The 18125-nt window shown below is 50.9% G+C and carries 18 protein-coding genes and 1 rRNA gene; 8 read left to right on the top strand and 11 right to left on the bottom strand.

Going from position 1 to position 18125, the window contains the following annotated elements:
• From EVJ21_RS12235 to EVJ21_RS12245, 3 genes are all read right to left on the bottom strand, one after another.
• Positions 1–64: ribosomal RNA gene (locus tag EVJ21_RS12235) — 16S ribosomal RNA — on the bottom strand; the annotation flags it as partial.
• 290 nt (positions 65–354) lie between these two features.
• A complete protein-coding gene (locus EVJ21_RS12240; protein ID WP_236636587.1) occupies positions 355–1530 on the bottom strand; it encodes a PstS family phosphate ABC transporter substrate-binding protein in 1176 nt (391 codons plus the stop codon).
• Between the two features lie 32 nt (positions 1531–1562).
• Positions 1563–2429, bottom strand: coding sequence for a nucleotidyltransferase-like protein (locus EVJ21_RS12245; RefSeq protein ID WP_070328983.1), 867 nt, complete (start codon positions 2427–2429; stop codon positions 1563–1565).
• A 172-nt stretch (positions 2430–2601) separates the two neighbouring features.
• Between EVJ21_RS12245 and EVJ21_RS12250 the strand changes: the two genes are divergently transcribed.
• On the top strand, positions 2602–2961 hold the full coding sequence (locus tag EVJ21_RS12250) for a YgzB family protein (RefSeq protein ID WP_070328968.1): 360 nt from the start codon (positions 2602–2604) through the stop codon (positions 2959–2961).
• Between the two features lie 27 nt (positions 2962–2988).
• Here the strand turns inward: EVJ21_RS12250 and perR are convergent, their stop codons facing one another.
• Positions 2989–3420 (bottom strand): peroxide-responsive transcriptional repressor PerR, encoded by a 432-nt coding sequence (gene perR / locus EVJ21_RS12255; protein WP_131490673.1) that lies wholly within the window; start codon positions 3418–3420, stop codon positions 2989–2991.
• A gap of 193 nt (positions 3421–3613) precedes the next feature.
• Between perR and EVJ21_RS12260 the strand changes: the two genes are divergently transcribed.
• Positions 3614–4912, top strand: a complete 1299-nt coding sequence (locus tag EVJ21_RS12260; protein WP_070328966.1) for a glutamate-1-semialdehyde 2,1-aminomutase — start codon at positions 3614–3616, stop codon at positions 4910–4912.
• A 33-nt stretch (positions 4913–4945) separates the two neighbouring features.
• Here the strand turns inward: EVJ21_RS12260 and EVJ21_RS12265 are convergent, their stop codons facing one another.
• Entirely contained in the window at positions 4946–6583 is a 1638-nt protein-coding gene (locus EVJ21_RS12265) for an ABC transporter substrate-binding protein (protein ID WP_071399196.1), read from the bottom strand.
• A gap of 92 nt (positions 6584–6675) precedes the next feature.
• Between EVJ21_RS12265 and EVJ21_RS12270 the strand changes: the two genes are divergently transcribed.
• Together EVJ21_RS12270 and EVJ21_RS12275 are read left to right on the top strand one after the other, a co-directional pair.
• Entirely contained in the window at positions 6676–7908 is a 1233-nt protein-coding gene (locus EVJ21_RS12270) for an MFS transporter (protein WP_131444188.1), read from the top strand.
• Positions 7909–7961: 53 nt separating this feature from the next.
• Positions 7962–8381, top strand: a complete 420-nt coding sequence (locus EVJ21_RS12275; protein ID WP_071399194.1) for a thiol-disulfide oxidoreductase DCC family protein — start codon at positions 7962–7964, stop codon at positions 8379–8381.
• Between the two features lie 13 nt (positions 8382–8394).
• Here the strand turns inward: EVJ21_RS12275 and EVJ21_RS12280 are convergent, their stop codons facing one another.
• The 5 genes from EVJ21_RS12280 to mutY all read right to left on the bottom strand — a co-directional run bounded on the left by EVJ21_RS12280 (position 8395) and on the right by mutY (position 13496).
• Positions 8395–9543, bottom strand: a complete 1149-nt coding sequence (locus EVJ21_RS12280; RefSeq protein ID WP_071399193.1) for a DUF3238 domain-containing protein — start codon at positions 9541–9543, stop codon at positions 8395–8397.
• An 89-nt stretch (positions 9544–9632) separates the two neighbouring features.
• Positions 9633–11381: an ABC transporter ATP-binding protein gene (locus tag EVJ21_RS12285; RefSeq protein WP_131490633.1), complete on the bottom strand. Its 1749-nt coding sequence runs from the start codon at positions 11379–11381 to the stop codon at positions 9633–9635.
• Between the two features lie 37 nt (positions 11382–11418).
• A complete protein-coding gene (gene ntdP, locus EVJ21_RS12290) occupies positions 11419–11961 on the bottom strand; it encodes a nucleoside tri-diphosphate phosphatase (protein ID WP_021067741.1) in 543 nt (180 codons plus the stop codon).
• 88 nt (positions 11962–12049) lie between these two features.
• Positions 12050–12475 (bottom strand): SRPBCC family protein, encoded by a 426-nt coding sequence (locus EVJ21_RS12295; protein ID WP_131441081.1) that lies wholly within the window; start codon positions 12473–12475, stop codon positions 12050–12052.
• Positions 12462–13496 carry an A/G-specific adenine glycosylase gene (gene mutY / locus EVJ21_RS12300; protein WP_070328959.1) on the bottom strand — a complete coding sequence of 345 codons (1035 nt, stop codon included), beginning with the start codon at positions 13494–13496 and terminating at the stop codon, positions 12462–12464. Before mutY ends, EVJ21_RS12295 begins: the two co-directional genes overlap by 14 nt.
• A gap of 85 nt (positions 13497–13581) precedes the next feature.
• Here mutY and EVJ21_RS12305 point away from each other — a divergent pair, with 85 nt between their 5' ends.
• The gene (locus tag EVJ21_RS12305; protein WP_070328958.1) at positions 13582–14565 is read left to right on the top strand and encodes a metal-dependent hydrolase; all 984 of its coding nucleotides are present in this window, start codon (positions 13582–13584) and stop codon (positions 14563–14565) included.
• A 27-nt stretch (positions 14566–14592) separates the two neighbouring features.
• Here the strand turns inward: EVJ21_RS12305 and EVJ21_RS12310 are convergent, their stop codons facing one another.
• Positions 14593–15126, bottom strand: coding sequence for a YceI family protein (locus EVJ21_RS12310; RefSeq protein WP_071399187.1), 534 nt, complete (start codon positions 15124–15126; stop codon positions 14593–14595).
• A gap of 222 nt (positions 15127–15348) precedes the next feature.
• Here EVJ21_RS12310 and exaC point away from each other — a divergent pair, with 222 nt between their 5' ends.
• From exaC to EVJ21_RS12325, 3 genes are all read left to right on the top strand, one after another.
• A complete protein-coding gene (gene exaC, locus EVJ21_RS12315; protein WP_070328957.1) occupies positions 15349–16869 on the top strand; it encodes an acetaldehyde dehydrogenase ExaC in 1521 nt (506 codons plus the stop codon).
• A gap of 1 nt (position 16870) precedes the next feature.
• Positions 16871–17230: a DUF779 domain-containing protein gene (locus tag EVJ21_RS12320; RefSeq protein WP_070328956.1), complete on the top strand. Its 360-nt coding sequence runs from the start codon at positions 16871–16873 to the stop codon at positions 17228–17230.
• 153 nt (positions 17231–17383) lie between these two features.
• On the top strand, positions 17384–18115 hold the full coding sequence (locus EVJ21_RS12325) for a nuclease-related domain-containing protein (protein ID WP_070328982.1): 732 nt from the start codon (positions 17384–17386) through the stop codon (positions 18113–18115).
• Positions 18116–18125: the final 10 nt, after the last annotated feature.

Here is an 18125-nt window from a genome sequence, read left to right on the forward strand (position 1 = left end):
CGACTTGCATGTATTAGGCACGCCGCCAGCGTTCGTCCTGAGCCAGGATCAAACTCTCCAAAGAATTTGATATAGCTCTTGAAAATGACGAAGCTTGCGCTTCAATCAAAACTTGTAAAACTTTTTTGCCTCATCGTTCAGTTTTCAAAGTTCGTCTGTCGCGCTTGGCGACTCAATTAATTTATCACGTTTCCTGATTAAAAGTCAACAACTTTTTTCACAAATTGTTTTTCTGGAATAATCATTTGCTGTGACAACGTTTATAACTATAATGCCTATTTACCACCGCGTCAATAAAAAATAACAAGAAAATAAAAAAAGATTGGATCTCTGTATTTAGAGACCCAATCCCAATCAATTTGTAGCCAGTGGCACGTATCCTGTCTTTTCAACAAGTGACTGTCCTTCTTCAGACGTCAGCCATTCGATGAACGGCTTATATTGCTCGTATTTGTCGGTCGTCGTGACCGCATAAAACTCGGATGTGATCGGGTACGTCCCGTCCCCGATTGTCTCGACCGTAGGCGCGACATCATCGACCCGTAACAATTTAATCGCATGTTCATCTACCATCTCCGTTGCATAAAAGCGGAACGAGAATCCGATGGCATTTTTATGGTTTTGATAGGAAGCCGTCTGTTCGATGATGCCACCCATTCCTTCCGGGACATCCTCGACCGGGGCGTCCATAAGCTTTTTGTCCCCCATCAAACGCTGCAAAGCCGTTTGGCTCCCGCTGTCTTCTGGCCGTTGGAACGCTCGAATCGAATCTTTTTTACCACCGACTTCATCCCAACTCGTAATGTCCCCTGCATAGATGTTTTGAATTTGTTCCAATTCGAGCGAGTCGACCGGATTGTCTTCATGTACAAAAAAGACGAACGCCTCACGGCCGATCGGTGTCATCTGAAACTCTACTCCTTGTCGCTCAGCTACTGCCAACTGTTGATCGGACGGTCCGGCTACAAAGATGATATCCGTTTCCCCTTTAACCAATCGCTCATACGCTGTACCTGTCGTCGTCGAGACGACCGAGCTGACTTCAGGGCTATCGGGGTTATAATCCGCTTCAGGATAAACCGCCTCGACGAATGCAGCATACATCGGATACAGCGCCGTCGCGCCGTCTAGTCGGGGAATGTTTGTTCCAATCTCAAATGTTGAAGGCTTATCGAGTTCAGCCAAATCAGACTTAGGCTTGAACGGTTGATAGTCACGCAACGAGACGCCACGTTCTTCAATCCGTAATCCCGCCGTATACACGTAATATCCTTTCACGGAACTAAAGAAAACAATCCCGACAACCGTTCCAATTAAAGCGATACGTTTGAGTTGTCCTTTCGATAACGACGAAAAGTCATATAGCGCCATAATAACAATCAAGAGAACGACCACGTACCAAATCGTCCAAATGATCGGCCGCTCACTTCCGAGAGGATCGCCCATCGCAAACAATCCTGTCACAATTGATAAGAATCCAGCCGCAAATATAATAAACACACTGCCGAGCAGAAATTTAGTAACCTTCATTCGATTCAGTTTCCCCATTCTCTTCTATATAGTTAAGCAATTTCATAAGCGACCGCTTCGACGCCTACTCCTTTTGTCGGACGTGTCACTGCCCGGACGTAACCTTTCCGGACTAAGAAGCCGACGATGCTGCCGAGGTCGACTTTTAACTCTTGTAAGTTCGGGTGCTCCATCAACTCCGAGAACGACCATGGTTCGTCACGTTGTTGCATCGCCTGCAAAAGTAACAACGTACCCGGCAAGACTTTAGATTGAATTAAATGCTCCATGCCGATGATGACCAGGTGAATACGTTGTTCGAGTGATTCGTGCCCGTTCACGAGTTCGTCGTGAAGCTTATACACTTCTAGGTCGAGTTTACGGACTTGCTTCCATAATACAATCTCCGGGTGGATTCCTGCCTCCAGGATGGAGAGCCGCGCCAAATGCGTGAGCGCATGGTGGATTTGGGTGAACGCATCTTGATGCTCTTCCTGTAAGAACAGTCCGCGCCCATCTTCGAAACGTCTAAGCAGCTTGGCGAACGCGAGCGAGAGTTGCAGTCGTTGTTCCTCGTTCGAGAAATTGCGCAACCGTTGCCTGAGCTCGAGCAAAAACTCATTTCGTTCGAACAGCACCATGCCGTCTTCGATCCAATGGATGGCACGCCGGTTCTCGTTCATTAGAATCCAACGATCCATCATCGAATCACTGACTATATGAAGAACGATTTTTTCTTGTCCGACTTGATAGTGTTTCACTGTCCAAAATGGTTCTTCCTTCGCTTCAATCACAATCAACAATCGATCCGATTGATCTGTTAATGGATCGCGCGGCCGTTTCTTCTTCACTTCAATGATGCCAAGCGTTGTTTTCAAGGCTGCATATTCTGAATAAATTGTTCGAGTCGCATATTCCATCGTCACCTTGATACCTTCTTTCTAATTAGTAAACGTCAATCGGTTCACACGATTATCTAATCTGATACAAAAATGATTCGCCTTCTTTTAAAATTCTCCTGCCACCGATTGTACGAACTTCTCAGCTTCGAGCAGATGAGCTATAGTAAAGACAGACATGGAGGGATTATGTATGAAAAAACGGGGGAATAAAATCAACCGCGCCAGAAACCTGGCTTTGCTGCTCGTGTTCGCTGGGATTGGGGTCATGTATCTCGGACTACTTGCCAAAAGCATCGCGTGGCTGATGATTATTTTCATGTTGCTCGGTTTCGTGATGGTACTGTCGAGCTCGGCGCTTTACTTCATCGTCGGCATGGCGTCGACGAAAGCAATCATCGTCACTTGTCCGAACTGTGAGAAAGAAACAAAGATGCTTGGACGTGTCGATCTATGTATGCATTGCGATGAACCGTTGACGATCGATCAATCGCTCGAAGGCAAAGACTTCGATGAGAAGTATAACAAACGTCAATCACACCAGAACGACTAAAAAAACATCCTCAGCCTGAGGATGTTTTTAATGTTTATGCGCTTGTTCAGTTTGGCAAGCCGGGCACGTCCCGTATACTTCGAGGCGGTGACGATCCACTTTGAACCCTGTCAATTGAGAAGCGACCGCTTCAATCTCGTCAAGGACAGGATAGTTAAAGTCGACGACTTTCCCGCACGCATCACAGATGATGTGATAGTGACGTGATGTCACAAAATCGAAACGGCTCGAAGCGTCACCATAATTCATCTCTTGAACAAGTCCGATATCTTTAAAGACACGTAAGTTGTTATAGACGGTGGCGACACTCATGTTCGGGAATCTACCCGAAAGTGCCTTATAAATGTCATCCGCTGTCGGGTGACTGTGCTCCGTGACGAGGTACTCCAAAATCGCCTGTCGCTGAGGCGTCATTCTGACTCCATGTTCTCGGAGCGACTGAACAGCATGGTCAAGCATTTCGCTTCCCACGTCAATCCCTCATTTCTTCTATTAGAATTTATGCGAAGTGTCTGTTTAGAATTAACCTATTTCTTACATAGTAATCTTTATAAATAGTGTACTGATTTCTAAACCCTTCGTCAAACGTTGAGATTATGCGGTTGACGGCTGTGATACAATAATTGCGAATTTGTAAAAGGAGGCAATACATATGACAACATCATCAAATCGTAAAATTTCAGACGTACTATATGAAGACGCATTGACGCATATCGTCGGGGGTGTCAACAGTCCCTCACGTTCGTTCAAAGCGGTCGGCGGCGGTGCCCCGGTTTATATGGAGCGCGGCGAAGGTGCTTATTTTTATGATGTGGACGGCAACCGCTATATCGATTACTTGGCCGCATATGGACCGATCGTTACCGGCCATGCCCATCCCCATATCCACAACGCCCTCATCGAAGCGTCCTCAAAAGGGCTTCTTTACGGGACGCCTCACGCGCTTGAGGTCGACTTCGCCAAGAAACTAAAAGCGGCGATCCCATCGATGGACAAAGTCCGCTTCACCAATTCCGGGACCGAGGCCGTCATGACGACAATCCGTGTCGCCCGTGCCTATACCGGACGCGAACTCGTCGTCAAGTTCAGCGGCTGCTACCATGGCCATTCCGACTTGATGCTGATTGCGGCGGGAAGCGGACCGGCGACGCTCGGCTCACCCGACTCAGCCGGTGTGACCCGCGCCACGGCGAAAGAAGTTATCACCGTCCCGTTCAACGACGTCGAGTCGTACCGGGCGATGATGAACGAATGGGGCGATCAAGTCGCTTGCGTTCTCGTCGAACCGATCGTCGGAAACTTCGGGATCGTTGAGCCAAAACCCGGCTTCTTGCAAGCCATCAACGAGATCACCCATGAACACGGCGCGCTCGTCATTTACGACGAAGTCATCACAGCGTTCCGGTTCACGTACGGAAGTGCCCAACAAGTGTACAACATCGAGCCAGACATGACGGCGCTCGGTAAAATCATCGGTGGTGGACTTCCAATCGGAGCATACGGCGGGAAAGCAGAAATCATGGAGACGGTCGCACCGCTCGGACCCGCTTACCAAGCCGGGACGATGGCCGGAAACCCCGCCTCGATGGCGACCGGACTCGCTTGCCTCGAAGTGCTCGAGCAACCGGGCGTCTATGAAACATTAGATTCGTTAGGCGCACGTCTCGAAGCAGGGATCCGTGAAGCCGCGAAAACTCACGGCGTCACGATCACGCTTAACCGCCTAAAAGGCGCGCTCACCGTCTACTTCACGGACGAGATCGTCACGGACTACGAAGGAGCCGAGAAGTCGGACGGCGAAGTATTCGGCCGCTTCTTCAAATTGATGCTTGAGAACGGTGTCAACTTGGCCCCTTCTAAATATGAGGCGTGGTTCTTGACGACGGAACATACGGAACAAGATATCGATGAGACGATTGTCGCAGTAAATCGCGCGTTCGCACAGCTATAAAACAAGGAGATGCCGCGGCATCTCCTTTTATGTTCATACGGACGGACGAATCCACAATTGATCATATCGCGGGTGACCGAACACATCGAGCGGCACATCTCCAAAGAAACTCGGAAAGCGGCGCTCACGAGCGACATGATACAGCGGGATGACGAGGGCCTCCTCAGTCAAATAGCGTTCGACTTCGCGATGCAGCATCGACCAAGCGCTCATGTCGGTTTGTTGATAGCGGTCCATCATCGCCCGGAGTTCCACTCCATTCGCGAGCAATTTGCCGACAAGCGACAGTTCACTCGTCAAAAAGGCTAGGAACGCCAAATCAAGATCTTCACTCATCATCTCTCCGCATAAAATCAAATCGGCACGGCAAAGCGTCTCATCTTGTAACAAAGACCCAATCGTATACGTCTCAGTCTCGACGGTAAACCCGGCCGTCCGTAACTGTGTAGCCACGAGCGCCGCGTCTTGCGCCGCCACTTCAAACGGCAAGTGCAACAGCCGGAGCGGACGCTGACAGATTGTCCCCTCCCCGGGCACGTGAACGGGACGACTCATCTCCGGAAAAAATCCATGCGCCACTTGGTGACGCTCTCCTCCCATCTCCACGAACGCCTCTTTTTGAATCGCTCGTTGAATCGCATGGCGCGCCGGCGCATCGTCCTTCAACCAAGACTGCCTCATGTTGAACACGAGATAGCGTGCTCCCGCCTCGGCGATCCACTTCACGAGGCTATGGTCGTCACGGGTGCTCCATTTCGCATAATCCGTTTCGGAAAACGTGACGAATTCAACCACATCCAAAGACGGTCTCGGCCGGAGCCCACGCTCGAACGCTCTTAAACGTACGACTTCCTCCGACGTCTGCTCCAGCTTGAACGGTCCCGTCCCCACGACCCCTTCGGCCCCTTGATACGTTATCGAGGCCGGGGTTTGGGCGAGAAGTCGTTCAATATAGGCCAGGTGTGCTTTCGTATGTAAATCAATGACGTACGGCGCCGGGGACTCGACTCGTTCGATCGGTGCGAACAACCATACTTGTTTGCCATGATCCAATAACCGATTCAACGAATAGACGACGTCCTTGGCCGAAAGCGTCACCCCGTTATGAAACGTTACCCCTTTGCGGATATAGCAACGAAATCCGAACGGTGTTTCCTCTATATAATGTGCGAGCGAGGACTGGACAGTCGTCCCGTCCCATTCGAACAGGCGGTCGAAGACGTGCCGTGACAAAGACGCCTCCATCGCGATGTGGATATCGAGCGGATCGAGCGATTCGAGCGCCCTCGTCCGCGGAAAAATGAACCGGTCTTCTTCAGTCTGCTCAAAGCCAAAACGGCTCCAAATAAGTGCTTGAATCACTTCTCGCAAGGCGGGTGGCCAGTCCCATTCCAACCACTTGGCCGCATCGGCCATCGAGGCCTGAACGAAAGACTCATCAATCCAAGCTCTCAGGGTCCGGTCAAACTCCGGCTGAAAGCGGAGCACCGATTCATGGCCTCGTCCTTTCCCCGGCCGATACTCCACCCACCCGAACGTTTCCCACATCTTCATATCCCGTTTCACTTGTTTCTCGCTATAGCCGACCGTATCGACCGCTTCCCGTAGTGTCAGTTCCACTTTGTTCTGTTCCAACGCACGACGATAAATCGCCACCAGCTTCGCATTCATGTCGTTCCCCCTAAAAGTGGACATCCAAAAATCATTTGTCTCTTTTTACCAAGTGTAGTCCACGATTAGACTAGTAACAAGGAGGTGCTCGCATGAAATTCAAAGATTTCCCTTTAAACGTTCGACTCCGGCTCGTCTGCGGCTTTTTCATCCGCATCGTCGGCTCGGCTATCTTTCCATTCATGGCTTTATATTTTTCCGAAGAACTCGGCAAAATCGCTGCCGGAATTATCATGACGTCGTTTGTTGTCGTCGGCTACGTCACCGGCTTGTTTGGCGGGTACTTTTCAGACCGCTTCAACCGCAAGCACGTGCTTCAAATCGGTCAGATCGTCCAAATCCTTTGTTTTCTGGGGATGACGGTCGCCATTCATCCGTCAAATAACTGGGCGTTTGCCGTCGCCGTGCTTTACTTTGGTCACGCCGTCGCGAACGGTTTGAACTACCCGGCTCTCGAAGCCATCGTCATCGATTCGATGGAAGAGTCGAACCGTAAAGCGATTTACGTATATGACTACTGGCTCGTCAATTTGGCGATTGCTGGGGGCGTCATGCTCGGAGGTGCTTTTTATCGAGACTATCGTTTCGGACTATTCGTCGGAATGACGCTCGTGTTGACGATCACGACGCTCGTCTTGCAACGTTTTCTCGTTGATAGCTATAAAGGAAACCGTTCGACGTCTGCTAACCCGCTCGTCGGCGTGTATCAAAACTATCGAATCGCACTCAGTGACCGTCGTTGGATGCTGTTCGTCCTCGGTAGCATGCTCGTCTTCTCGACCGAGTTCCATATGGCAAACTATATCGGTGTCCATTTGGCCGAATCGTTCACAGAACGGTCGATCGTCGGCGTCCCGTTCGACGGCGTCCGCATGATGGCGTTCATGCAGCTTGAAAACACGTTGCTCGTCGTCGCCATCACGTTCGCGGTCACCGCTTTTGTGAAACGCTACCGGGAAAAGTATATCTTCTTCATCGGCTTATCCTTATACGTGACGGCCTATGCCGCGATTACGTCAATGAACTCGTTCATCACGCTTGCCGTCCTCGCCATCGTCTTCACCATTGGTGAGTTGCTCTATTCGCCGATTCGACAAGTGAAACAAATCGACTTGATCGACCCGACTCGACGGGCCTCATACCTCGCCTTCGGAGGCTTGACGTTCCACGGGGCGAAACTTGTCGCCGCAGCCGGCATCGTCGTCGGCGCGTTCATCGGGCCGGTATTCATGAGCGGCTACATGTTCTTATTTGGCGCCCTTGGAGGTTACCTCTATTACATCTCGCTCTACAAGATGGAGCCTGCCCGTCAGCTCGCCGCTTGACGTTTGAGCATTCGTTCGAACGGATAAAGTCAGGAGAGAAGGAGGCGCTCCCTATGCCAGCCATTGTGTTATTTGACGGAGACTGCAACTTTTGTGACGCCAGTGTGCAGTTCATCTTAAATCGTGATTCAACAGGAAACTTCCATTTCGCCTCACTCCAAGGCGAGGCCGGACAAGCAATCCGAAAACGTCATCGTATCCCGGATACGGTCGATAGCATCGTTTTGATCAAAGACGGCGTCCCTTATTTGAAATCGGACGCGGCGACCCGAATCGCCGAGGGGTTGGACGGGAACTGGCGGATGCTTCGCTTCATCCGACTCGTCCCTAAACCGCTTCGTGATTTTGGTTACGACATCATCGCGAACAACCGCTATCGCTGGTTCGGTCAAAAAGAGACGTGCAAACTACCGACCCCAGAAGAACGGAGTCGCTTTATCGACCAAACACCAAACCAGCCGACTCATCAATGAGCCGGCTGGTTTTTTAGTCCATGCATGTCAAGTACGTCCAGTGGCACTCCGGCATCGGATTGCCCATAAAGCTGACCCCAAGGTCGTCCGCCCGGTGGATCGTCATCCACGGTGCATCGCCGACTTGGACGTAGACTTCATGATGCGGCGACTGGGTGTGACTTCCGGACAGTTTGAACGTCGCACTGTTTTTAAGTGCCGTGACGATGGTGTATTTAATATCAGGCGCAACGACGAGCGGATTGCCTACCGAATGTTGCAAACGAAATGCAGCTTTCCCCCGCTCGATGTCGACATCTTCTACATACACGCGGTCGACCGAAGCGACGTCTTCGCCCGTCAATCGATGATGCTTCGTATACCCGCGGGTAACGTTCGCATCTTTTTTTAACGAGATAATCGGAATATCGGTCAACCCCTCGACTTTCACTTCCGTCCGGGTCCGGTATTCGGTCGCATGGACGTTATAAGGACGTCCGTCCCCTTCAAAATACGGGTGCGGTGACATCAGGTTCGGGTTTTTAATCATCGGCGGACGAATGAACGTCTGGACACGCAGGTTAATGCCGTCGACCGTGGCCACGTCCGGACGTGTCGGACTGACGAGGAAATACATCGTGTAGAGCTCCTTGTCACGTCTCGTATCCGACTTCATCTCTTTCGCGATCGACATCACTTTTCCGACCATATGCACGATACGGGTCCCCGGTTTATCATCTCGCTTGACCGGACGCAAAGCCCGAACCTCATAGAGCGTCGGTTGTTCGAGCGGTGTCTCGTCGATGTATCCGCTCCCGACGATTTCCGCGATACGGCGTCCCTCACGATATACCGCATACGTGTCGACGTCCGCGATCGGGTCCCACTGTAAATACGTTCCGCTCGGCGCCACGACCGCCGACGTCAGATGACGATTCCAATACAAGTCGTCGTTTGGATTAACGGCCGCAGTATACAGTTTTGCCACTTCGCCAAACTCGTCCGAGATGCGGTAAGCGACTTGCTCCCCGACGCTCGTCTCCCGGTCGACATAATGCTGATCCGTCCCCTCATACACGTACTTCCCGTTCCGTGTGACGCGCACTTTCCCATCAAACGACCACGTTAACTCTAACCCGTCGTTGAGCGGACGGACATTGATCAATCCTTCCCCATTCATCATCGTGTCATCCCCCTTTTGGCATGTCGTTTCTTCATTCCCGTCTACTAGATACGGAAAACAAAAAAAGACTTCGAGTTGAACTCGAAGCCTCACTCCACGACAGCTAAGTCTTGGATCATATACAAATCATAGTACGCGCCACGGCGACGCATCAATTCTTCATGCGTTCCCGCTTCCATGATTCGACCGTTGTCGACGACGACAATTTTATCGGCGTCGGTGATCGTTGATAGGCGGTGGGCGACGATGAGCGTCGTCCGTCCTTTCGTCAATCTTGCGAGCGAATCTTGGATCATCGACTCACTCTCGAGGTCGAGCGCACTCGTCGCCTCATCGAGAATGATGATCGGCGGATGTTTGAGGAAGACGCGGGCGATGGCAAGACGTTGCTTCTGTCCACCCGACAGCTTCACGCCTTTTTCGCCGACCGGCGTGTTGTAACCGTCCTGCAAGTTCATGATGAACTCGTGGGCGTTGGCCGCTTTCGCAGCGGCGATGACGGCATCGTCCGTCGCTTCCGGATTCCCCATCCGGATGTTCATGGCGACCGACTCACTGAAGAGAACCGAATCTTGCATGACCATGCCGATTTGGTCGCGAAGGGCCCGGAGTTTAAAGTCACGGACATCGACGCCGTCGATTTTAATACTGCCGTCCGTCACGTCGTAAAAACGCGGAATCAGACTGACGAGCGTCGACTTTCCACCGCCGGACATGCCGACGAAGGCGACTCGTTCCCCGGACCGGATGTGCAGGCTGACGTCATGCAAAGCAAGCGTCCCTTCTTTTTCGTAGGCAAAGCTGACACGGTCGAGTTCGATGTCCCCGGCTGTCTGCACCGGCACGAACGCATCGCGTTTCTGTTCGATATCATACGGCTCATCGAGAAATTCAAAGACACGGTCCATCGACGCGACCGACTGCGTGAGCGTCGTCGCCGAGTTGACGAGACGACCGAGCGGTCCATAGAGGCGGTCGATATAAGCGATGAAGGCAACGAGTGTCCCGAGCGTGACCTCGAGTTGTAAGACGAGCCAAGAAGCCGACGTAAAGATTAAGATTGGCGCGATGTCCGTGATCGTCGACACGACGACGTACGTCTTCGCGTTCCAACCTGTATGGCGGAGTGCGGCTTTCAAGAAGCCGCCGTTCTGTTCTTCAAACGCTTTGTTCTCATACGGCTCGAGCGCGAAACTGCGGATGACGGCCATGCCGTTGACACGTTCGGTCAAATGGCCTTGAAGATCCGCGAGTGCGGCCGAGCGTTCTCGTGTGAGGCGGCGCAAGCGTCCATAGAAGTAGCGGACGGCGATCGCATAAAACGGGAGCGGCAAGATAGCGATGAGCGTCAATTGCGGGTCGATCGTATACATGATGGCGATGGCGATCAAAATCGTGACCATATCGAGCCAAATGTTCATGAGTCCCGTGATGACAAAGTCTTTCGTCTGCTCGACATCGTTGATGATACGCGAGATGATCTGCCCGGTCTTATTGTTCGAATAGTAGCGAAGCGATAGCTTTTGCACGTGGTCGAACAATCGGTTCCGAACGTCGAACAAAATTCGTGTTGCGGCCCATTGCGCTAAATATTGCCGCAAATACTCGATTGGCGGCTTCAAGACGAGGAAGATGAAGAAGACGATACCGAATAACCAAACGAGTTCGGTGTAATCGGCCGCCGGGTCCGGGTCCGTCAAATAGTTATCGATGACGTATTTGTAGAGCAACGGTAGCCCGAGCGGAATCGAGAATTTCAAGATCCCGACGAAAATCGTCAAAGCAATTTGTTTTTTATATGGTTTTACAAACTGTAAATAGCGTCTAACACTTCCCATAGAGCCCTCCTTCAAGAAAAAAAGCGGAGATGAGTACTCATCTCCGGTAACGTGCTTCGTATTCGCGATACCATTCATCGACGAATGTTGGGTTGAACGGCCCTTTCCGTCCTCGAATCCAGTTGATAAGTTCTTGAACGTTCTGTTTCAAGATTCGATCAATCGCTTTCGGATAATTCATTTCGCGACGATGCCGCTCATATTCATCCTCATCTAAAATCGTGTACGACATATCCGGGAACACTTTAATATCTAAATCGTAGTCAATGTACTTGATGGCTCGTTCTGCCCCATCGAACGTTGTCGGCGAACCTAGATTACAGTAGTAGTAAATCCCGTCTTCGCGAATCATACAGATGACATTAAACCAAAACTCAGATGAAAAGTAGCAAATTGCCGGCTCTCTTGTTCTCCATTGCCGGCCGTCTGATTCACTGACCATGATGCGGTCGTTGAACCCAATCATATCCGTTTTTGACGATTGAAGGACGAGCGTTTCTTCCCAAACGCGATGCAAAGTCCCGTTGTGCTTGTAGCTCTGTATCTCGATCTTGCTACCTGCTTTGGGAAATAAGCTCATAAGCTCCTCCTTTCCGCTATGATGCTGTACATTCTCATTTTTAATTATAGCGACTTTCAGAACCAATGAAAAAGGAAATCTCTTATTTTCACGAATTTAGTGCTTTTTGGAAGGCAACGGCTCGTCCTGCGAACATCGGGCGAAGAATAAACTGCTCGACAATCGCTTCGGGTAAGTAACTATCGAACGTCACTTCATCGACCATGACGGCCTTCCCATCGACTTCTTTCACACTGTGAACGTGACAAAACCGTTTGAACGGGAACGGCAAAGTCACACCTTGGTCACAAAATGCGTGCCGCCCCGCTAACGTGATCGCACTGATCCACGGCAGCGTGACCGGTCCGATACCAACACGGAGATGGATTCGATTACCTTCTACGGACGCGCCATCTCCGACGAGCGTCACTTCTGGAAACGTCGTCAGTTCAGATAAAAGCGACGCGTCTTGCAACAATTTCCACAATGCCTCGACGGAAGTATCGAACGGCGTTTCGACGTCAAACTGTCTCATTTCTATCCCCTACCAATCGTTCTAGTTTTTGTTGGGCAACCGACACGGTCAACACATCCCGCTCGTCCCCGGCGAGCCAAATCCACTCCTCGTCCGGCAACGTTTCGACCTCATATAAGTCGACGTACCAGATGATGTGTGAAAACACGTGTTTCACTTGTCCAATATAGGTTCCGTTTAACTGTTCCCCCGTTCCACGATCTGTAAGCGGGTATTGCCACATTCCCGCGAGCAGACCTGTATCGGGCCGCTGAACGTAGGCGATGCGACCGTCACGTTTACAGTAGAGGGCATCGAACATCTCGATCCGGGCCGCGCCTTTTTTCGTCTTGACCGGAAGCTCATCTTGGACATGATGTGCATAGGCGTAACATTCGTCTTGGACCGGACAGAGCGAGCACATCGGATTTTTCGGGGTACAGACGGTCGCACCGAGCTCCATGACAGCTTCATTAAAATCGGAGGCGTGCTCCGGGTCCATCAGGCGCCGAATGACTTGATCAAAAATCTTCCGCGTCTTTGGTACGGCAATATCTTCATAGATGCCAAACTGGCGGGCCATGACGCGCATGACGTTCCCGTCGACGGCAGGCTCGGGCTGATTGTAGGCGATCGAGAGCACGGCTCCGGTCGTATACGGACCGACCCCTTTCAATTTTTCAAACAGTTCTTTTTCCTCCGGTACGACGCCGTCATACGTAGAGACGACTTCTTTTACCGCTTGATGGAGGTTACGGACGCGTGAGTAATATCCAAGCCCTTCCCAATATTTGACGACCTCGTCGGGATGAGCCTCTGCTAAGTCCTCGATCGTCGGGAAGCGGTCCATGAATCGATTGTAATAAGGGATGACGGTATCGACGCGCGTCTGTTGGAGCATGACTTCGCTCACCCACACCCGGTACGGATTTTTCCCGTGTCGCCACGGCAAATCGCGTTTTTCACGATTGAACCAAGTGAGTAAATTTTCATTGAACTGACGAATAGTATAATTTGTGAACAATTTATCAATATCGAGCATTTTGTTTCCCCTCGTTTTAAAAATATTGTATGATGGTAGCGATCATTGAACGTCGTTTCTTTATTAACGGAGGTGCTGAAGCACATTGGATACTGCGACACACATTGGAATGGGCCTTGGTTTAAGCGCCCTTGCGACACTTAGCCCGGAAGTAGCAGGCGACTCGCAAATGTTCTTGGCTATGACGGCTACCGCTCTTGTCGGTTCGCATGCGCCAGACTTTGACACCGTCTTCAAACTTAAAGGAAACAGCACGTATTTACGCCAGCACCGCGGTCTTTCACACGGAATCACCGCACTTCTTGCTTGGCCGATCATCGTCAGTGCCATCATCGGTATGGTACTTGGCGTCAACCCTGCTTCATTATGGGTCATGGCACAAATCGCGGTATTGTTACACGTCACCGTCGACTTGTTCAACGCTTACGGGACGCAAGCCCTGCAACCTTTCTCGAAGAAATGGATTGGCTGGGGCGTCATCGGAACGTTTGACCCCTACTTGTTCTCTGCTTATTACGGAGCATATGTATTATGGCTTATCACAGGGGCAACTGTCCCGATTTTTGCACTGCTCATTGCGCTCGTCATCAGTTACTATGCGATTCAGTTCAAACTACGTAACCGTGCGCTCGCAACGGTCGCCCGTCACTTCGCCGGTGCCCATGAGCTCTTTATCTCACCAGGTATTGGTTGGGACGACTGGCACGTCGCCGTTCGTTTCCGCAACGGACTCGGTGCGGTCAAAGTGAAAAAAGGTGAAGTCATCGAATGTGGCCGCTTCCGTGACAAGGCGATGCCTGGCGAAGACGACCTGCACTTCGTCGAAGCTCGTAAAAATGCAGACTTGCAGTCGTTCTTAGCATTTTCAAAAATTCACACGTACACGGTCACACGTCACAACGGCATGATCGAGTATCGGTTCACGAACTTGCGCTACTTCTCGAAAGACATCTACCCGTTCGTTGCTGTCGTCATCGTCGACGAAGAGTCGAACGAAGTCTTGTCTTCGTTCACCGGTTGGGTGTTCAGCGAAGAAAGCTTACAAAAGAAACTTGTCTATGAACAGTAAAAAGTCGCTCTCACGAGCGACTTTTTCTTATGCCTCAGACTCCGTGAATTGGAGCTCAAATTCAAATTTCACTTTTTTATCGACGAGGACACCGCCGGCTTCAAGCGCCTGGTTCCACGTCAACCCGTAATCTTCCCGGTTGATCGTCCCGTCTCCGGTAAAGGCGTGCTTCATATTGCCCCACGGGTCTTTCGCACTGCCTTCATACTCGACTTCAAACGTCTCCTCGCGCGTCGTTCCACGAATCGTCAAATTACCGGTCAAAGCGAACTCGTTACCGCCTTTCGCTTGGAATGATGTCGACTCGAAGACGATGTCCGGATGTTGATCGGCGTCGAAAAAGTCGCCCGACCGTAAGTGTGCGTCACGGTCACCGTTGTTCGTGTCAATCGAGGCCGCTTTAATCGTCACGCTTACCCGTGCATTCGCTAAATCGTCAGGCTGTCCGTTCGCATCAACCGCAAACTCTTTAAGTTCGCCTTTCACTTTCGAGATCATCATATGCTTCACCGTAAAAGTGATTGAGCTGTGTGCTGGGTCGACTTGATAAGTTTTTGCCATGAATACGTCCACTCCTTCGATTTGAAATTGATTCCACAATACTGTTTTTACCACAAATCTTGACTTCAAAACATCTCGAAATAATTGTGTCAAATTATTGTCAAAAAATTTTGACTTTTATCACTGCAACCCGTTAGGATGAAAAAGGGAGCTATTGGCTTACTACAAAATGTAAGCGCATACATAGAACCCCTATACTTTACGGAAAAGGGAGGAACGATCATGATTTATGAAGTACCGAACTCTGCAGGCACGAAAGTCCAGTTCAAGGACCGCTATGAGAACTACATCAACGGAAAGTGGACAGCACCTTCAGGGGGAGACTATTTTGAGAACACCTCTCCGGTAAATGGTAAAGTGTTATGCGAGGTCGCTCGGTCGACGAAAGAAGATATCGAGCTGGCACTGGACGCGGCCCATGCCGCCAAAGGCGCCTGGGGCAAAACATCGGTCACCGAACGCTCGGTCATTTTAAACAAGATTGCCGACCGAATGGAAGAAAACCTTGAGATGCTCGCTTACGCGGAGACGTGGGAGAATGGAAAAGCCGTCCGTGAGACGTTGAACGCCGACCTGCCGCTCGCGATCGATCACTTCCGCTATTTCGCCGGTGTCATCCGCTCGCAAGAAGGCGGCATCAGCGAGCTCGACAACGACACGGTCGCCTATCACTTCGCGGAACCGCTCGGCGTCGTCGCTCAAATCATCCCATGGAACTTCCCGATTTTGATGGCAATCTGGAAAGTCGCACCGGCACTCGCCGCCGGCAACTGCATCGTCTTAAAACCAGCCGAACAAACACCGGCCTCGATTATGGTACTGATGGAGCTGATTGAAGACTTGCTGCCGCCAGGCGTGCTCAACATCGTCAATGGCTTCGGACTCGAGGCCGGGAAGCCGCTCGCCTCAAGTAACCGTGTCGACAAAGTCGCGTTCACTGGCGAAACGACGACGGGCCGATTGATCATGCAATACGCGTCGCAAAACATCATCCCGGTGACGCTCGAACTCGGGGGCAAGTCACCGAATATCTTCTTCGCCGACATTATGGATGCGGACGATGATTTCTTTGACAAAGCGATCGAAGGGCTCGTCATGTTCGCGTTAAACCAAGGCGAAGTGTGCACGTGTCCATCGCGCGCCCTCATCCACGAGTCGATTTATGAGCCGTTTATGGCACGCGTCCTCGAGCGCGTCAAAGCGATCAAGCTCGGCAACCCGCTCGACCCTGACGTTATGATGGGTGCTCAAGCATCAAATGAACAGCTGGAGAAGGTTTTATCGTATCTTGAGATCGGAAAAGCCGAAGGAGCCGAATGTTTGATCGGCGGTGAGCGCAACATGATGGACGGTGACCTCGCCGACGGCTATTACGTTCAACCGACCATCTTTAAAGGTCACAACAAGATGCGCATCTTCCAAGAAGAAATCTTTGGTCCAGTCTTGTCGGTGACGACGTTCAAGGACGACGCGGACGCGCTCGCCATCGCGAACGATACGCTCTATGGTCTCGGCGCCGGCGTCTGGACACGCGATATGAACCGGGCTTATCGGTTCGGCCGTGAGATTCAAGCGGGTCGTGTTTGGATCAACTGTTACCATCAGTATCCGGCCCATGCCGCGTTCGGCGGTTACAAAATGTCTGGGATCGGACGTGAAAATCATAAGATGATGCTCAACCATTACCAACGTACGAAAAATATGCTCGTCAGCTACAGCGAACAAAAACTCGGGTTCTTTTAAGATGGTGCGTCGCGTCGAGGCCACCCCCGCCACGCTCGCGCTCCTCGAGCAGTTGCTTGCGAAACACGGTCCGCTCCTGTTTCACCAGTCGGGCGGTTGCTGTGACGGGAGCTCACCGATGTGCTTCCCGCAAGATGAGTTCATGATTGGCGATCACGACGTCCTGCTCGGAGAGATCGGCGGCTGTCCGTTCTATATCCACGAGAAGCAGTACGAGTATTGGAAGCACACCCAGCTCATCATCGACGTCGTCGACGGCCGGGGCGGCATGTTCTCGGTCGAAGGCGTCGAAGGGAAACGGTTTTTGAGCCGTTCCCGCGTATTCACAGACGAGGAGCGTGCCGAGTTGCAACAGTCTTGATTGTTTTTTTGACCAGTCATCTTAACAGATGGTTGGTCTTTTTTGTGATTCACCGTGTACTTTTCAATTTCTTATTTCCAATAATCCCCAAAAATCACTCAATCGTTTCTCGTCATCTTGTATAGTGAACGTAGATAAGAAGGGAGAATGATGATGAGCCAATTATTAAACGAAGTACTTGGAAGTGTATTAATCTCCTTACTCAGTTTTGCTGTCCCGCTTTTTTTAATTTGTGGGACAATCGTGTACACAAAAGTAAAACGGTATAAACAAAGTCAATATTTTGCTCAGACCGGTCATCGCTACATCAAAGTCGTGCAAGATATCGGATTATATGGAGAGTACCGCTGTGTTGCTGAACTTGAGGCGCGCCGGCTCGCCCCGCTCATCTTGACGAACCTGTATTTGCCTCATCCAACAAAACGTGACCGGACGACAGAAGTCGATGTGGTGTTCATCGACGAGAGCGGTGTTCACGTCATCGAGTCCAAAAATTATAGCGGTTGGATCTTCGGACGGGAACAAGATCGACAGTGGACACAGGCTTTATCCAATCGAAAGAAGTTTAAATTCTACAATCCGATTAAGCAAAACGAGCTCCATATGCGGGCAATCGAACAGCTACTACATCTCGATCGAAGCTATTTACACTCCTGGATTGTCTTCAGTGATCGCTCTACGTTGAAGCGGGTTGAGTCGTCTAGCGTTCCTGTGTTGAATCGAAAAATATGGGCGAAGCAAATGATGGCCTCTCGTGAACCTCGATTGACGGCAGCTGAACGGATTGAAGTGTATGAACGACTCCTTCCTTATATGAACGCGAGCATCGAGGTCAAGGAAGCGCACATCGACGCCATCAGGCAGACAAAATCTCCAATCGGTTAATATAAGAATC

This window comes from Exiguobacterium sp. SH0S2, from assembly GCF_004337185.1.
Taxonomy (GTDB): domain Bacteria; phylum Bacillota; class Bacilli; order Exiguobacteriales; family Exiguobacteriaceae; genus Exiguobacterium; species Exiguobacterium aurantiacum_A.

Bases quoted from the DNA above. Each gene is read 5' to 3' on its own strand.
- EVJ21_RS12240 (WP_236636587.1), bottom strand. From the start codon at position 1,530: ATGAAGGTTACTAAATTTCTGCTCGGCAGTGTGTTTATTATATTTGCG.
- EVJ21_RS12245 (WP_070328983.1), bottom strand. From the start codon at position 2,429: ATGGAATATGCGACTCGAACAATTTATTCAGAATATGCAGCCTTGAAA.
- EVJ21_RS12250 (WP_070328968.1), top strand. From the start codon at position 2,602: ATGAAAAAACGGGGGAATAAAATCAACCGCGCCAGAAACCTGGCTTTG.
- perR (WP_131490673.1), bottom strand. From the start codon at position 3,420: ATGCTTGACCATGCTGTTCAGTCGCTCCGAGAACATGGAGTCAGAATG.
- EVJ21_RS12260 (WP_070328966.1), top strand. From the start codon at position 3,614: ATGACAACATCATCAAATCGTAAAATTTCAGACGTACTATATGAAGAC.
- EVJ21_RS12265 (WP_071399196.1), bottom strand. From the start codon at position 6,583: ATGAATGCGAAGCTGGTGGCGATTTATCGTCGTGCGTTGGAACAGAAC.
- EVJ21_RS12270 (WP_131444188.1), top strand. From the start codon at position 6,676: ATGAAATTCAAAGATTTCCCTTTAAACGTTCGACTCCGGCTCGTCTGC.
- EVJ21_RS12275 (WP_071399194.1), top strand. From the start codon at position 7,962: ATGCCAGCCATTGTGTTATTTGACGGAGACTGCAACTTTTGTGACGCC.
- EVJ21_RS12280 (WP_071399193.1), bottom strand. From the start codon at position 9,543: ATGATGAATGGGGAAGGATTGATCAATGTCCGTCCGCTCAACGACGGG.
- EVJ21_RS12285 (WP_131490633.1), bottom strand. From the start codon at position 11,381: ATGGGAAGTGTTAGACGCTATTTACAGTTTGTAAAACCATATAAAAAA.
- ntdP (WP_021067741.1), bottom strand. From the start codon at position 11,961: ATGAGCTTATTTCCCAAAGCAGGTAGCAAGATCGAGATACAGAGCTAC.
- EVJ21_RS12295 (WP_131441081.1), bottom strand. From the start codon at position 12,475: ATGAGACAGTTTGACGTCGAAACGCCGTTCGATACTTCCGTCGAGGCA.
- mutY (WP_070328959.1), bottom strand. From the start codon at position 13,496: ATGCTCGATATTGATAAATTGTTCACAAATTATACTATTCGTCAGTTC.
- EVJ21_RS12310 (WP_071399187.1), bottom strand. From the start codon at position 15,126: ATGGCAAAAACTTATCAAGTCGACCCAGCACACAGCTCAATCACTTTT.
- exaC (WP_070328957.1), top strand. From the start codon at position 15,349: ATGATTTATGAAGTACCGAACTCTGCAGGCACGAAAGTCCAGTTCAAG.
- EVJ21_RS12320 (WP_070328956.1), top strand. From the start codon at position 16,871: ATGGTGCGTCGCGTCGAGGCCACCCCCGCCACGCTCGCGCTCCTCGAG.
- EVJ21_RS12325 (WP_070328982.1), top strand. From the start codon at position 17,384: ATGAGCCAATTATTAAACGAAGTACTTGGAAGTGTATTAATCTCCTTA.